The 14442-nt window shown below is 62.6% G+C and carries 18 protein-coding genes; 8 read left to right on the forward strand and 10 right to left on the reverse strand.

Features of this window, described 5'->3' with window-relative positions; genetic code table 11:
- The first annotated feature begins 40 nt into the window (after nt 1-40).
- Nucleotides 41-670 carry a hypothetical protein gene (locus BBX50_RS05340; protein ID WP_065774285.1) on the forward strand — a complete coding sequence of 210 codons (630 nt, stop codon included), beginning with the start codon at nt 41-43 and terminating at the stop codon, nt 668-670.
- Here the strand turns inward: BBX50_RS05340 and BBX50_RS05345 are convergent.
- The 5 genes from BBX50_RS05345 to hslV form a co-directional block, all read right to left on the reverse strand.
- Nucleotides 624-2018, reverse strand: coding sequence for a cytochrome P450 (locus BBX50_RS05345; protein WP_065774286.1), 1395 nt, complete (start codon nt 2016-2018; stop codon nt 624-626). The genes BBX50_RS05340 and BBX50_RS05345 overlap by 47 nt on opposite strands.
- Before the next feature lie 74 nt (nt 2019-2092).
- Complete coding sequence (locus BBX50_RS05350) at nt 2093-3037, reverse strand: DUF1402 family protein (protein ID WP_139108523.1); 945 nt, start codon at nt 3035-3037, stop codon at nt 2093-2095.
- Between the two features lie 195 nt (nt 3038-3232).
- Nucleotides 3233-4537 carry an ATP-dependent protease ATPase subunit HslU gene (gene hslU / locus BBX50_RS05355; RefSeq protein ID WP_065774287.1) on the reverse strand — a complete coding sequence of 435 codons (1305 nt, stop codon included), beginning with the start codon at nt 4535-4537 and terminating at the stop codon, nt 3233-3235.
- Nucleotides 4534-5058 (reverse strand): GNAT family N-acetyltransferase, encoded by a 525-nt coding sequence (locus BBX50_RS05360; protein ID WP_065774288.1) that lies wholly within the window; start codon nt 5056-5058, stop codon nt 4534-4536. The genes hslU and BBX50_RS05360 overlap by 4 nt, the downstream gene beginning before the upstream one ends.
- Nucleotides 5048-5605 carry an ATP-dependent protease subunit HslV gene (gene hslV, locus BBX50_RS05365; RefSeq protein ID WP_051659613.1) on the reverse strand — a complete coding sequence of 186 codons (558 nt, stop codon included), beginning with the start codon at nt 5603-5605 and terminating at the stop codon, nt 5048-5050. The genes BBX50_RS05360 and hslV overlap by 11 nt, the downstream gene beginning before the upstream one ends.
- Before the next feature lie 239 nt (nt 5606-5844).
- On the opposite strand from hslV, the gene hisB reads away from it, so the two are divergent.
- The 7 genes from hisB to coaA all read left to right on the forward strand — a co-directional run bounded on the left by hisB (nt 5845) and on the right by coaA (nt 10558).
- On the forward strand, nt 5845-6453 hold the full coding sequence (gene hisB / locus BBX50_RS05370) for an imidazoleglycerol-phosphate dehydratase HisB (protein WP_065774289.1): 609 nt from the start codon (nt 5845-5847) through the stop codon (nt 6451-6453).
- 106 nt (nt 6454-6559) lie between these two features.
- The gene (locus BBX50_RS05375) at nt 6560-7030 is read left to right on the forward strand and encodes a DUF2628 domain-containing protein (RefSeq protein WP_065774290.1); all 471 of its coding nucleotides are present in this window, start codon (nt 6560-6562) and stop codon (nt 7028-7030) included.
- A complete protein-coding gene (gene hisH / locus BBX50_RS05380; RefSeq protein ID WP_065774291.1) occupies nt 7030-7680 on the forward strand; it encodes an imidazole glycerol phosphate synthase subunit HisH in 651 nt (216 codons plus the stop codon). The genes BBX50_RS05375 and hisH overlap by 1 nt, the downstream gene beginning before the upstream one ends.
- Nucleotides 7681-7708: 28 nt before the next feature.
- On the forward strand, nt 7709-8446 hold the full coding sequence (gene hisA / locus BBX50_RS05385) for a 1-(5-phosphoribosyl)-5-[(5-phosphoribosylamino)methylideneamino]imidazole-4-carboxamide isomerase (protein ID WP_065774292.1): 738 nt from the start codon (nt 7709-7711) through the stop codon (nt 8444-8446).
- Between the two features lie 4 nt (nt 8447-8450).
- Nucleotides 8451-9227, forward strand: a complete 777-nt coding sequence (gene hisF / locus BBX50_RS05390; RefSeq protein ID WP_065774293.1) for an imidazole glycerol phosphate synthase subunit HisF — start codon at nt 8451-8453, stop codon at nt 9225-9227.
- 15 nt (nt 9228-9242) lie between these two features.
- A complete protein-coding gene (locus BBX50_RS05395; protein ID WP_065774294.1) occupies nt 9243-9566 on the forward strand; it encodes a phosphoribosyl-ATP diphosphatase in 324 nt (107 codons plus the stop codon).
- Entirely contained in the window at nt 9566-10558 is a 993-nt protein-coding gene (coaA, locus tag BBX50_RS05400; RefSeq protein ID WP_065774295.1) for a type I pantothenate kinase, read from the forward strand. Before BBX50_RS05395 ends, coaA begins: the two co-directional genes overlap by 1 nt.
- A 72-nt stretch (nt 10559-10630) precedes the next feature.
- On the opposite strand, the gene BBX50_RS05405 is transcribed toward coaA, so the two are convergent.
- The 5 genes from BBX50_RS05405 to BBX50_RS05425 form a co-directional block, all read right to left on the reverse strand.
- Nucleotides 10631-11242 carry an alpha-ketoglutarate-dependent dioxygenase AlkB gene (locus tag BBX50_RS05405; protein WP_065774296.1) on the reverse strand — a complete coding sequence of 204 codons (612 nt, stop codon included), beginning with the start codon at nt 11240-11242 and terminating at the stop codon, nt 10631-10633.
- A gap of 9 nt (nt 11243-11251) precedes the next feature.
- The gene (locus BBX50_RS05410; RefSeq protein WP_083213698.1) at nt 11252-11689 is read right to left on the reverse strand and encodes a hypothetical protein; all 438 of its coding nucleotides are present in this window, start codon (nt 11687-11689) and stop codon (nt 11252-11254) included.
- 2 nt (nt 11690-11691) lie between these two features.
- Nucleotides 11692-12165, reverse strand: coding sequence for a peptidoglycan-binding protein LysM (lysM, locus tag BBX50_RS05415; RefSeq protein ID WP_065774297.1), 474 nt, complete (start codon nt 12163-12165; stop codon nt 11692-11694).
- Between the two features lie 78 nt (nt 12166-12243).
- Entirely contained in the window at nt 12244-12678 is a 435-nt protein-coding gene (arfB, locus tag BBX50_RS05420) for an alternative ribosome rescue aminoacyl-tRNA hydrolase ArfB (RefSeq protein WP_065774298.1), read from the reverse strand.
- 115 nt (nt 12679-12793) lie between these two features.
- Nucleotides 12794-14404 carry a phosphoenolpyruvate carboxykinase gene (locus tag BBX50_RS05425; RefSeq protein ID WP_065774299.1) on the reverse strand — a complete coding sequence of 537 codons (1611 nt, stop codon included), beginning with the start codon at nt 14402-14404 and terminating at the stop codon, nt 12794-12796.
- Between the last annotated feature and the right edge of the window lie 38 nt (nt 14405-14442).

Consider the following 14442-nt stretch of genomic DNA (forward strand, 5'->3'; position numbering starts at 1 on the left):
AGTACAGCGACACCGGTGGAAATGGCAGGAGTTCTTCCGCATGCTCGAAAGCCGCCGTCCGTTGATTGTCGCCGCGCTGCTGTCGGCGGGTTTCCTTTGTCTTCAGGCGCGTGCGTCCCAAGCTCAGGACTCCGAAGAAGAGGAATACAAGCCGCAACTGCCCGAAGTCGCGATCTACAAGGCGATGCTCGATGCCAACAAGCAGACCGGCTGGATACAGTTTCGGGACTATGACGACCGACAACTGATCTATTTCACCGCGTTGCAGACGATGCATTGCCGGCTATCGGAGATCCGCTACTCGATCAATTCGGACGCGCTCGATAAGCGCTTCCCGCTGGCTAAGTGCAATCCGCAGCTGCCGTTCAACCTGCCGGGCGACGAGACGGCCGAGTATGTCTATATCTCGCTGCCGGCCAAGACGGCGCAGACGCTGACGATCCAGGCGGTCTGGGATGATGGTGCAGGCAGCGAGATCGTCGTCTACAAGCCCTGCGACGGCGTCGGCGACGCAACCTGCGCCCAGATCAAGACGATCAAGAAGCCGTCGAAACTGCTGCAGCAGCCGAAGCCGGCCGATTCGCCGGTTCGATCGGTGCAGTCGCCGATCCCCGGCAAGACCTTCAGCGAACCGACACCTTCATCGGCAAGCCGCCCCGCGGTTGAGTAGTGAGCCGCTGCACCGGCCAGGGATGCGTCTCCTCGGTCAGATCAAAGCGATAACGATGCATTAGCACGGCAAGCGCGATCACCGCCTCCTGCAGGGCGAAAGTGGCGCCGATGCAAACCCGCGGGCCGGCGCCGAAGGGCAGATACTGGTAACGATGCAGCTTCTCGCGGTTTTCCGGCAGGAAACGCTCGGGCATGAAGGCCCGCGGCCGGTCCCAGTAGAGCACATGGCGATGCAGCGTCCAGGGCATGATCAGCACCGCGATGCCCCTGGGAATACGCACCCGCTTGCCGGATGGCGAAGTCCACTCGTCGTCCTCGATCGCCGCGCGGTTGATCGACGGCGCCGGCGGATAGAGCCGCATCGCCTCCTCGAAGGCCGCAAGCACATGCGGCATCAGGCCGAGCCATTCGACCGGCTCGGCACCGCTTGCAATCGCAGTATCGATCTCGGCCTCCATCGTCTCGCGATAGGCCGGCGTATTGGCGATGCAATAGAGCGTCCAGGCAAGCGCCCGGGCGGTGGTCTCGTGCCCGGCGCCGATGAAGGTCAGGATATTGTCCTCAATCTCAGCCGTCGACAGACCCTGACTACCCTCGATCTCCAGAAGCAGCGTCAGAAAATCCTTCGGCGTACCCTCCGGATCCTCCGCCATCTTGCGGCGCCGAAGCGCCATCGTCTCCGACACGATCGACCGGAAGCGGTTCATGACTTTCTTGCCGCCGATTCGGGTCAGGCGCGGTATCCACTCGGGCGCGAGCAGGATATCCATCGGGTCTACCCGCCCCATGCGGTGCAGAAGCTCCTCCACGCTCTGGACGAAGCCGTCTTTCTCGACGGCGACTTCGCCGGAAAACAGCGTTTCGGCGAGAATGTCGAAGGTGAGCTCGGTCATGTCGTTGGCGATGTTGGTGGTGAATGGCGCCTTTTCCGCGCCTGCATAGCGCTCGACGAACAACTGCGAGCTCTTCAACATCTGGCCGGCAAAGCCCCTGGCATGGCGCGGCGTGAACACCGGCGCCATGGCTTTCCGCGAGCGCTTCCAGACCTCGCCTTCCGCCGTCAGCAGGCCGTCGCGCAGGATCGGCCTGAGGATCAGCCGCCGCACCTTCGACATCTCGTAGTTTCCGACATTGTCGACCAGGATGTGGCGGATGAGGCCGGGATCGTTGACGATCAGTGTGCGCTGGGTGGCGAACTTCGTCTCGATCCAGGGCAGCGTATAGGACGGTTCGCCCCAAAGTTCGAGCGGATTGCGCAAGACCGTCCTGATGATCTTCAGGTAGGAAGGGATGCCCACTCGCGGAACGGGAGCCGGCGGTTCGAAGGGCTCCGGACGCGTGTCCATGGTGATTGCCTTTTCTCGATTGCGCCAAGATTTCAGGTTTTTACGGCGCAATCAAGGAAAGTGCTTCACGTGAATCACAAGAGGCTTTCGAGTTCCGACAGCTTGTCGTTGACGAGCCAGCCGTAATAATTTTCCTCCGGCCAATGGGCCTGTCCGCTCTGGATCTTGGCGGCAAGGGCAGCGGCGCGGCCGTCCGGGTTGCCGACATTGTAGAGCGTCGCGGTAACGCCGGGATTGGTGGATATGTCGACGCCGGCGATGGACTTATAGGCGTCGATCGAATGGCGAATCGAGGCCGCCATGTAGGCGAGCGAGACGTCCGGATCCATGATCGCTTCATAGACGCCAGCGGCGTTGTTCTCGTCGAGGCGATCATAGCCCGACGTCTTTGCGACAATGTCGGTCAGCATCAGCGCCGTCAGCGGATTGATCTGGCCGAGGCCGAAGGTCTGGCCGGCGAAAAACGGCTGGAAGAAGACGGCGCTAAAGCGGTTGTTCGGGAAGGACTTGCCGCCCACCGACTTGCCGCGGAAGTCATTGTCCCAGACGCGCTCGCGGCAACTCCACAGCGCATAGGCGCCCTTTTTCGCACCGCATTCGGAAAACTGCGGCCGGGCAACGAATTCGGCGACCGTCTCGCCTTCATAGCCGAACTGGAAGCTGTTGCCGGCGTAAGCGGCCGCCTTGACGTAGTAGGACTGCAGCCGGTCGTAGGCGTCGACATTATAGGTGTGCTCGCCGACAATCGCGCCGACCATGTGGATCGGGGCGATGCCATAGGCGCGCGACACGGACTTGATCTTGCTGATGAGTTGTTTGTCCGTTGCCAGGAGATCGCGGACTTTCTCGAACTTGGCATCGAAGGAGGTCCGGCCCGCCTTGGTGCGGCGCACGGAAGCACCGGGGATGCCCGGCTGCTCGACGCTGCGGTTGCCCGGCGGAACAGCAGTCGCTGCGATTGACTGGCTTGCGGTCAGGCAAAACGTGGCGATAGCGAGCATGCAGGCGGTGAAACGCACGATCTCTTCTTCCTGTGACTGGTGGAGGCTGCCTCTGTCGGCGGGCGGCTCCTACGCCAAGATCATGTCGGAAAGATGCCCGGACCACGATCCATTTCCGCGTCCGTGTTAGAAAAAATGCGGGCGCCTGTCGAGAGACAGGCGCCCGGCGTATTCAGGGTTGTGGGCGTTTGCACACCCGCGTCGACCGAAATGTCACAGGATGTAGCGCGACAGGTCGGTGTTGGCGGCGAGATCGCCGACATGCTTGCGCACATATTCGGCATCGATCGTGACGGCCTGTCCGCCACGGTCAGGCGCATTGAACGAGATTTCGTCCAGCACGCGCTCCATCACCGTCTGCAGCCGGCGGGCGCCGATGTTCTCGACGCTGGCGTTCAGCTGCACCGCGACATCGGCGAGCGCATCGATCGCATCGTCGGTAAAGTCGAGCTTGACCTCTTCCGTTTCCAAGAGCGCCTTGTACTGGCGGATCAGGCTCGCCTCAGTTTCCGTCAGGATGCGACGGAAATCTTCCTTGGTCAGCGCGCGGAGCTCGACGCGGATCGGCAGACGACCCTGCAATTCCGGCAGCAGGTCCGAGGGCTTCGACACATGGAAAGCACCCGAAGCGATGAAGAGGATATGGTCGGTCTTGACCGGCCCGTACTTCGTCGCAACGGTCGTGCCTTCGACCAGCGGTAACAGGTCCCGCTGCACGCCTTCACGCGATACGCCGGCACCCATGCCGCCTTCGCGCGATGCGATCTTGTCGATCTCGTCGAGAAAGACGATGCCGTCGTCTTCAACCGCCTTCATCGCTTCGCGCTGGATCTGCTCGTTGTCGAGCAGCTTGTCGGACTCGTCGTCGATCAGCATGCCGTAGGAGGCCTTGACCGTGGTCTTGACCTTTTTCGTGCGGCCGCCGAGCGCCTTGCCAAACATTTCGGAGAGGTTCAAAACGCCGATATTGGCGCCGGGCATGCCCGGAATTTCAAAGCCGCCCGGCGCGCCGGTTTCGGCAATGTCGATCTCGATCTCCTTGTCGTCGAGTTCGTTGGCGCGCAGCTTCTTGCGGAACGAATCGCGCGTCGCCGGCGACGCGGTGGCGCCGACCAGCGCATCGAGCACGCGCTCCTCGGCATTCTGGTGCGCCTTTGCCTTGACTTCGGTCCGGCGTTTTTCACGCACGAGGCCAATCCCGACCTCGACGAGGTCACGAATGATCTGCTCGACATCGCGGCCGACATAGCCGACCTCGGTGAACTTGGTCGCCTCGACCTTGACGAAGGGCGCACCGGCGAGCTTGGCGAGGCGTCGCGATATCTCGGTCTTGCCGACACCGGTCGGGCCGATCATCAGGATGTTCTTCGGCATGACCTCGTCGCGCAACTCGTCGCCGAGCTGCTGGCGGCGCCAGCGGTTGCGCAGCGCGATGGCCACGGCGCGCTTGGCGTCATTCTGGCCGATGATGAAACGGTCGAGTTCCGACACGATTTCTCTGGGTGAAAACGTACTCATGTAGTCCTCTCAAACTCGGTCCGCGTCAGCTCCATCAGGAGCGTGCGGCCGGATACATCTATCCATTCTGCGTAGGGCACAAAGCCGGCCTTGGTGTAGGCGCTGACAGCCCGGCGGTTGCCCGCATCGGGGTCGATCACGATGCGGGGCGCGCCGGCGGCAAAGAGCCTTTCGGCGAAGGCCTTAAGCGCCAGCGCGGCGACGCCCCTGCCCGTCAGTTCCGCCGGGCCGACGAAGATGTCGATACCGGGCACGTCAGCCGGCAGATCCTTCGCCCAGGGCTCCTCGTCCGGATACTGGAACGGCAGCCAGGACTGGATATAGCCGGCCGGCTCGCCCGCCACGTGGAAGATGAACCCTTCCACTTCTCCTGACGCGCAGCCCTCGCGGATCATCGCCACTTCCTTGTCCGGGTCGCCCCACCATTGCCGAACATGCGGCTCGCTCAGCCAGGCATGCAGCAGCGGCAGATGGTCATCGACCACTGGCACGAAGCTGACATGCACCGGATCATTGGGCATCCAGCGTCTCCACGACGATGTTGTGGTTGGTGTAGACGCAGATGTCACCGGCGATCTGCAGCGCCCGCCGGGCGATATCCTCGGCCGACTTGTCGCTATCCATCAAGGCGCGGGCCGCGGCAAAGGCGTAGTTGCCACCCGAACCGATCGCAATCGTGCCATGCTCAGGCTCCAGAACATCGCCATTGCCGGTGATCGCCAGCGTGATCGACTTGTCGGCGACCAGCATCATCGCTTCGAGGTTGCGCAGATACTTGTTGGTGCGCCAGTCCTTGGCGAGCTCGACTGCGGCGCGCATCAGCTGGTCGGGATATTGCTCAAGCTTGGCCTCGAGCCGTTCCAGAAGCGTAAATGCATCGGCGGTGGCGCCGGCAAAACCGGCGATCACGTCGCCCTTGGCAAGCCGCCGCACCTTGCGGGCGTTGCTCTTCATCACGGTCTGGCCGAGGCTCACCTGGCCGTCGCCGGCCATCACCACCTTGCCATCCTTGCGTACCGTGATGATGGTCGTCGCATGCATCGTTCCGTAGGGATTGTGTTCGCTCATGAAGGTACCTGTCGGCCCCTGATACTTGGGGGCGTTTACTTGGGGGCGTTGCGGCTCCGAACGAGCCTGGTTGCTTGGGGCCTATGTAAGTACGGCAGACACATTTGCAAATGGCAACCGGCAGGAGGCGCAATCTTCATTCGCGGCCTGATGTCGGTTGATTCGAATCGACGCTCAAGTTCTGGATATTTCAGCGTTTGCCTGATAAGGAGCCGCGTCAGCGTATACAGGAGAGCCCGATGGCAGAAGCCACGTCCAGCCGCACTGCAGAGGTTTCGCGAAAGACCAACGAAACCGCGGTGTCCGTATCGGTCAACATCGACGGCACCGGCGTTTCGAAGATTTCGACCGGCGTCGGCTTCTTCGACCATATGCTGGACCAGCTCGCCCGCCATTCGCTGATCGACATGGAGATCAAGACCGACGGCGACCTGCACGTCGACGACCACCATACGGTCGAGGACACCGGCATCGCCATTGGCCAGGCGCTTGCCAAGGCCCTCAGCGACCGGCGCGGCATCACCCGCTACGCTTCGCTCGACCTGGCGATGGACGAGACGATGACGCGTGCGGCGGTCGACGTTTCCGGCCGGCCGTTCCTCGTCTGGAACGTCATTTTCAGCGCACCGAAGATCGGCACTTTCGACACGGAACTCGTGCGCGAATTCTTCCAGGCGCTCGCCCAGCATGCCGGGATCACGCTGCATATCCAGAACATCTACGGCGCCAACAACCATCACATCGCCGAGACCTGCTTCAAGTCCGTCGCCCGCGTGCTCCGCACGGCAACCGAAATCGACCCGCGCCAGGCCGGCCGCGTTCCCTCGACCAAGGGGACCCTCGCCTAGAGCGGCTAGAGCGGGATGAGGAAAAGTGCGTGCGGTTTTCCGCCCGCATCCCGCTCTATCCTGTTAGAATCGATCACGTTTCGTGATCTAGTCACTGGCTGAACCCATGGCTTCTTACCTGATCCTGACTCCGCCGGGTGCACGCGCCGATGACGAGCGCGCGCGCTTCGTCGCCGACGGCTTTTCCTGGTGGGCCTTCCTTTTCCCGGCGCTTTGGCTTCTTGCCAAGCGCCAATGGACAATCGGAATCGCAGTTGCTGTTCTGCAGATCTCGTTAATCTTTCTGTCAAACCAGGAGAGCGGCTTCCTGCCATCTCTCTTGGCGCAGCTCGCGCTTCGGCTCGTGGTGGCGCTTGAAGGACCGGTTCTGGTGGCGCGCAGCCTGGCGGCCCGCGACTGGACGCTGCGCTCCATCGTGGCGGCACCCAGTCTCGAAGCCGCCGAAGAGATCTATTTCACGAGCGTGGCCTCCGGCGAGACAAGGCCTGCCCCGCCCTCCCCGGCCGATTGGACCGTACGCAAGCCTTCAAGCGGCGGACCCGGTCTCGGCCTTTTTGATTCCTACGGAGAACGCTGATGCGCGTCGCCATCATCGATTACGGCTCGGGCAACCTGCGCTCGGCCACCAAGGCCTTCGAACGGGCCGCCCGTGAGGCCGGCATTGCAGCCGAGATCGACCTTACCGACAGGCCGGAGCGCGTCGCGAGCGCCGACCGCGTCGTGCTGCCGGGCGTCGGCGCCTATGCCGATTGTCGCCGCGGCCTTGCCGCGGTCGATGGCATGGAGCAGGCACTGACCGAAGCGGTCGAGCAAGCCGGCCGGCCGTTCCTCGGCATCTGCGTCGGCATGCAGCTTATGTCGTCGCGCGGGCTCGAAAAGACCATCACGCATGGTTTCGGCTGGATCCCGGGCGATGTCGTCGAGATGACGCCCACTGATACCGCGCTGAAGATCCCGCAGATCGGCTGGAACACGCTGACGCTCAAGCGCGCCCATCCGCTGCTTGACGGCATCCGCGTTGGCGAAGACGGCCTGCACGCCTATTTTGTGCATTCGTACCATCTGGCGGCCGAGAACGCCGGCGACGTGGTTGCCGAGGCGGATTACGGCGGTCCCGTCACCGCCTTCGTCGCCAATGGCAACAAGGCCGGCTCGCAGTTCCACCCGGAAAAGAGCCAGGCGCTCGGCCTCGCCCTCATCTCGAATTTCCTGCGCTGGAAGCCCTGAGCTTTCGCCCTCTCGATTGGACAGACCCATGATCCTTTTTCCCGCAATCGACCTGAAGGACGGGCAATGTGTGCGCCTGAAGCTCGGCGACATGGACCAGGCGACGGTTTACAACCCCGACCCGGCGGCCCAGGCCCGTGCCTTTGAAGAGCAGGGTTTCGAGTGGCTGCACGTGGTCGACCTCAACGGCGCCTTTGCCGGTGAGACAGTCAACGGCGCAGCCGTTGACGCGATCCTCAAGGCGACCCGCAACCCAGTACAGCTCGGCGGCGGCATCCGCACGCTGGAGCATATCGAGAACTGGCTGTCACGCGGTCTTGCCCGCGTCATTCTGGGAACGGTCGCCGTGCGCGATCCGGCATTGGTGATCGAAGCCTGCCGCAAATTCCCGGGCAAGGTTGCCGTCGGCATTGACGCCAAGGGCGGCAAGGTCGCGGTCGAAGGCTGGGCCGAGGCCTCCGAGCTCGGCGTGATCGAGCTTGCCAAGAAGTTCGAGGGCGCCGGCGTTTCGGCGATCATCTATACCGACATCGACCGCGACGGCATCCTGACCGGCATCAACTGGGCCTCGACGCTGGAGCTTGCGGACGCGGTTTCCATTCCGGTCATCGCTTCGGGCGGTCTCGCCTCGATGGACGATATCCGCCGCATGGTCGCGCCGGACGCCCGCAAACTCGAAGGCGCTATCTCCGGCCGCGCGCTCTATGATGGCCGGATCGACCCGCAGGAAGCGCTGGACTTGATCCGCGCCGCGAGAAAGGCCTGAAACCATGACGCTCAAAGCCCGCGTTATTCCCTGCCTCGACGTCAAGGACGGTCGTGTGGTCAAGGGTGTGAACTTCGTCGACCTGATCGACGCCGGCGATCCGGTGGAGGCGGCCCGGGCCTATGATGCCGCCGGTGCCGACGAGCTCTGCTTCCTCGACATCACCGCCTCCTCCGACAATCGCGAGACGATCTTCGACGTCATCGCCCGCACCGCCGAACAGTGCTTCATGCCGCTGACGGTCGGTGGTGGCGTGCGCCAGGTCTCCGACATCCGCAAGCTGCTGCTTGCCGGCGCCGACAAGGTGTCGATCAACACCGCCGCAGTCAAAAACCCGGAGTTCGTCGCAGAAGCCGCCGACAAGTTCGGCAACCAGTGCATCGTCGTCGCGATCGACGCCAAGAAGGTGTCGAAGGACGGCGAAGCGGACCGCTGGGAGATCTTCACCCATGGCGGACGCCAGCCGACCGGCATCGACGCGATCGAGTTTGCCCGTCGCGTCGTTGACCTTGGCGCCGGCGAGATCCTTCTGACTTCGATGGATCGCGACGGCACGAAGAGTGGCTACGACATCGCGCTCACGCGTGCCGTGGCAGACGCGGTTCGCGCTCCGGTCATCGCCTCCGGTGGCGTCGGCACGCTCGACCACATGGTTGCGGGCATTCGCGACGGCCACGCGACCGCCGTGCTCGCCGCCTCCATCTTCCATTTCGGCACCTATAGCATTGGCGAAACCAAGCGCTATATGGCCGAGCATGGCATCGCCATGCGCCTCGACTGAGCTTCAGGATCTCTCATGGCTGACTTCACACTCTCCGACCTCGAAGCAACGGTCGCCGCACGGGCGAAGGCATCGCCGGACGAATCCTGGACGGCTAAACTGGTGGCAGGCGGCCAGCCGAAGGCCGCCAAGAAACTCGGTGAAGAAGCGGTGGAGACGGTGATCGCAGCGGTCAGCAACGACCGCGCGAATCTCGTCGCCGAGAGCGCCGATCTCATCTATCATCTGATGGTCGTATTGAAGATCGCCGACATTCCGTTGCAGGATGTGCTCAACGAACTGGCACGGCGGACCAACCAATCCGGCCTGCAGGAAAAGGCAAATCGGCAGACCCCATAATGACGATAGCGGCGAAAGACATCGAAGCGGCCGACCTGCCCGACGACCCACAGAAGCGGGACTACTCGCCCTATCATTTCTTCACCGCCGAGGAATGGTCACGCTTTCGCGCTGACACGCCGCTGACGCTGACGGCCGACGAAGTGCAGCGTCTGCGCTCGCTGAACGACCCCGTCGATCTCCGCGAAGTCCGGCAGATCTATCTGTCGCTGTCGCGCCTGCTCTCAACCCATGTGGAATCGTCGCAGATGCTCTTCGAGCAGCGCAAACGTTTCCTCAGCATGTCCGAGACGAAAACCCCCTTCGTCATCGGCATTGCCGGATCGGTCGCCGTCGGCAAGTCGACGACGGCGCGCATCCTCGCGCAGTTGCTCTCGCGCTGGCCGTCGAGCCCGAAGGTCGACTTGGTGACAACAGACGGCTTCCTTTATCCGAACGCCGTGCTCCAGCGCGAAAACATGATGGACCGCAAGGGCTTTCCGGAGAGCTACGACGTGGGCGCGCTGTTGCGCTTCCTCTCGGCGATCAAGGCCGGCCAGCCGAACGTCAAGGCGCCCAGCTATTCGCACCTGACCTATGACGTGCTGCCCGACCAGTTCACCGTTATCGATCGCCCGGATATCCTGATCTTCGAAGGCATCAACGTGCTTCAGTCGCGCAACCTGCCGGCCGACGGCAAGATCGTGCCGATGGTCTCGGATTTCTTCGACTTCTCGATCTACATCGATGCCGAGGAAAGCCTGATCCATAGCTGGTACGTGAACCGCTTCATGCGGCTGCGCGAAACCGCCTTCAAGAATCCGGAATCCTACTTCCATCGCTACGCAACCATCAGCGAGGATGCGGCCCGCGCCATTGCCGAGGGCCTGTGGCACAACATCAACCTGAAGAACCTGCACCAGAACATCCTGCCGACGCGTCCGCGCGCCGACCTTATCCTGCAGAAAGGCCCGAACCACCTGACGGAGAAAGTAGCGCTCAGAAAGCTCTGAGCGGCCGCGCGCAATTTCAGGAAAAGTGTAGAACGGTTTTCCGTCCGGAATTGCGCCATTCAAGTCGTTGAATCACGGATTGACGCGACGGAGCGTCAGATTGACCCGACCACCGTTCTTCAGCAGCGTCGAGGTGTTCGGATAGATCCGGTCGACGCCATGGAAGGCAAGCCGCCCTTCCCCGCCGAGCACGACGACATCGCCGCTTTCAAGCCGGAAGGACATGGTCTGGCCCCCACGCGTGTTGCCGCCGACGCGAAACAGGCAGCTATCGCCGAGCGAGATCGACACGACGGCCGTTTCCAGATCGCGCTCGTCGCGGTCCTGATGCAGACCCATGCGGGCCTCCTCGGAATAGAAATTCACAAGACAGGCTTCCGGCGCCTTTTGACTGGCAGAAACTGCGTTCCATATCTCGAGCAGTATGTCCGGCATCGGCGGCCAGGGGCGACCGGTCATCGGATGCTGAGCCTGGTAACGATAGCCGCGATCGCGGTCGGTGACCCAGCCGAGCGAGCCGCAATTGGTCATGCGCACCGACATGGGTTTGCCTGTTTTCGGCATCTCCGGAACGAAGAGCGGCGCTTCGGCGACGACGAGGCGGATGGCCTCGACGAGTTGTTCCTGCCGGGCGCGATCAAGAAAGCCCGGAATATGTCTGATCCCTTTCGGGAGCACCTGCATTGAAAGCCCCTATTGCTCCAGGCCGAGAAGTGCTGCCGGCACGCCGTACCGAAGCGGCCAGCCGGCATAGGCGACATCCGTCGGCCCGACGACATGATCGACCAGGTTCCAGCGGCCGTTCTGAAAGCTGACAAGTGCGAACACCGTTGAACCATCCATCATGTCGGCCCCGTCACGCAACCCGGTTTGCGTGAGATCGATTGTTCCCCCACCTGGGCGCTGCGGCTCGACCTGCATGAAGACCCAATTGGGGGAGGCCCGCATCGTCGTCACGACGAATTCGACCGGGCCACGCATCTCTGCCTCGACTGCCGGACGGATCGCGTCGAGGATCGCGGCACGCTCGGCGCTGCCCTTGGCGGGCTCACGGAACGGCTGCGCGAAAGTAGCGCCGGCAAGGCAAAGCCCCACCAGCGCCGCGATGACAAGAGAACGCTTGGCTGACACGCTCAGGCCGCGTCCAGATCCGGAATGCGCAGAACCTGACCGGGATAGATCTTGTCCGGATGGGTCAGCATCGGCTTGTTGGCTTCGAAGATCAGGGTGTTCTTGGCGCCCTTACCCTTGCCGTATTGCGCCTCGGCGATCTTCCAGAGGTTGTCGCCCTTCTTGACCGTATAGAAGACCGGCGCCTTGGCGGGTGCGGGTGCAGCACCCGCATCGGCGACCTTGAGCTCGGAGGCTTCGACGGCCGAAACGCCGAGCGTGTTGCCGACGGCGACCACGGCTTTTTCGAAGGCGCTCTGGTCCTTCACGACACCCTTCAGCACGACCTTGTCACCGGCCACTTCGACCTGCACGTCCTTGGTGCCGAGATCGTGGGATGCAAGCTCCTTCTGAACGCTTTCGGCATCCGGAGCGTCATCGTCGCCACCGATGCCAAGCTTCTTGCCGGCGTTCTTGATAAAGCTGAAAAGACCCATGAATATCTCCTTTTGCGAAAACACTGCTCGATAAGAGAGGGCGCCGCCCGGCAAAGGCAAGGGATCGGCAAAAAAGAATCAATCGCCTGCCGGCCGCCCCCTGAGCTTCTTGATTTCGCCGCGCCCGGACTTCTCCTTGAGCCGGCGCTCAACGGAACCGCGGGTTGGTTTCGTTTTCTTGCGCGGCGGCGGCGGCGGCTCGGCGGCCTTGAGAATCAATTCCTTCAGCCGCTCACGGGCATCCTCGCGGTTGCGCTCCTGGCTGCGAAAGCGGCTCGCCTCGATCATCAGCACGCCCTCCTTCGAGGCGCGGCGGCCGGCAATCTTCAGCGTATTGGCCTTGATGCGATCGGAAAGCGCCGGCGAGGCCAGCACGTTGAAGAACAATTGAACAGCCGTCGACACCTTGTTGACGTTCTGCCCGCCCGGCCCGCCGGCCAGCACGAATTGCTCCGTCAGTTCCCAGCCGGCAATCACGATGCTGTCGTTGATGTAAAGCGGGTCGCTAGCCATGATTCACCTCGTCCCGATCTATGGCACAGCGCGAACCTCTTGAAAACATTCAGTACAAAAACGACGAAACCCGGCCGCGAGGACCGGGTTTCACGTGAATCATAGCCGGCGATGTTTATTCGGCGGCGAGCTTCGTTCCGGGAGCCGCATTGCGGACGCTGCCGTCCACATGCTCTTCGAACTTGGCGAAGTTGGTGATGAACATGTCGACGAGACGGCGTGCCTGCGCGTCATAGGCGGCACCATCGGCCCAGGTCGAGCGCGGATCGAGGATGCCGTCGTCGACACCCGGGACCGAGACCGGCACGGCGAAGCCGAAGTTGGCGTCGGTGCGCAGTTCGCTCGCATTGAGCGAACCGTCCAGGGCAGCAGCGAGCAGAGCGCGCGTCACCTTGATCGGCATGCGGCTGCCGGTGCCGTATGCGCCGCCGGTCCAGCCGGTGTTGACCAGCCAGCAGGTAACGCCGTTCTTGGCGATCAGGTCCTTGAGCAGGTTGCCGTATTCAGACGGATGGCGCGGCATGAACGGTGCGCCGAAGCAGGTCGAGAAGGTGGCTTCCGGCTCGGTGACGCCCTTTTCCGTACCGGCGACCTTGGCGGTGTAGCCGGAGAGGAAGTGGTACATCGCCTGTTCCGGCGTCAGCTTTGCAATCGGCGGCATCACGCCGAAGGCATCGGCCGTCAGCATGATGATGGTGCGCGGCTGCGGTGCTGTGCCGGTGGCGCTGGCGTTCGGGATGAAGTCGAGCGGATAGGCGCAGCGGGTGTTTTCCGTCAGCGAACCATCGTCGAAATCCGGAACGCGGCGCGTATCGAGCACGACGTTTTCCATGACCGTGCCGAAGCGTCGGGTCGTCGCGTAGATTTCCGGCTCGGCGGTTTCCGACAGGCGAATCGCCTTGGCGTAGCAGCCGCCCTCGAAGTTGAAGACGCCATCTTCGCCCCAGCCGTGTTCGTCGTCGCCGATCAAAGTGCGGGTCGGATCGGCAGAAAGCGTCGTCTTGCCGGTGCCCGACAGGCCGAAGAAGATCGCCGTGTCGCCTTCGGGGCCGACATTGGCCGAGCAGTGCATCGGCATGACGCCCTTCTTGGGCAGCAGGTAATTGAGAACGGTGAAGACGGACTTCTTCATCTCGCCGGCATAGGACGTGCCACCGATGAGGATCAGGCCGTTGGTGAAGTCGCACGCAATGACCGTTTCGGTGCGGCAACCATGGCGATCAGGATCAGCCTTGAAGCTCGGCAGGTCGATGATCGTCAGCTTCGGCAGGAACGAGCCGAGCGCTTCGCGCGCCGGACGGATTAAGAGATTGCGAATGAACAGCGAATGCCAGGCATATTCGGTGACGACACGGGTCGGCAGGCAATTGTCGGCATCGGCACCGCCGACGAGGTCCTGGACGTAGAGCGACATGCCCTTGGCATGGTCGAGCATGTCCTGGCGCAGCACGGCGAAATGCTCCGGCGACAGCGGCTTGTTGTTGTCCCACCAGATCTGGCCGTCGGTGTTTGCGTCACGAACGACAAACTTGTCCTTCGGCGAGCGGCCGGTGTGCTGGCCGGTGCGTGCGACGAGCGCGCCGTGCGCCGTGAGCTGAGCCTCGCCGCGGCGAAGGGCTTCTTCGTAAAGCTCTGCGGCTTCGAGGTTGAACCGGACCGTTTCCAGGTCGGTAAAGCCGAGTTTTTCCAAGCCGTTCGCGAGATTGCGAGTGCCGAGTTGCTCCATGGTCAAGCTTCCTTCGTGTTTGGCCATTGGCGTTGAAT

The sequence above is a fragment of the Ensifer sp. LC11 genome (genome assembly GCF_001695835.1).
GTDB lineage: Bacteria > Pseudomonadota > Alphaproteobacteria > Rhizobiales > Rhizobiaceae > Ensifer.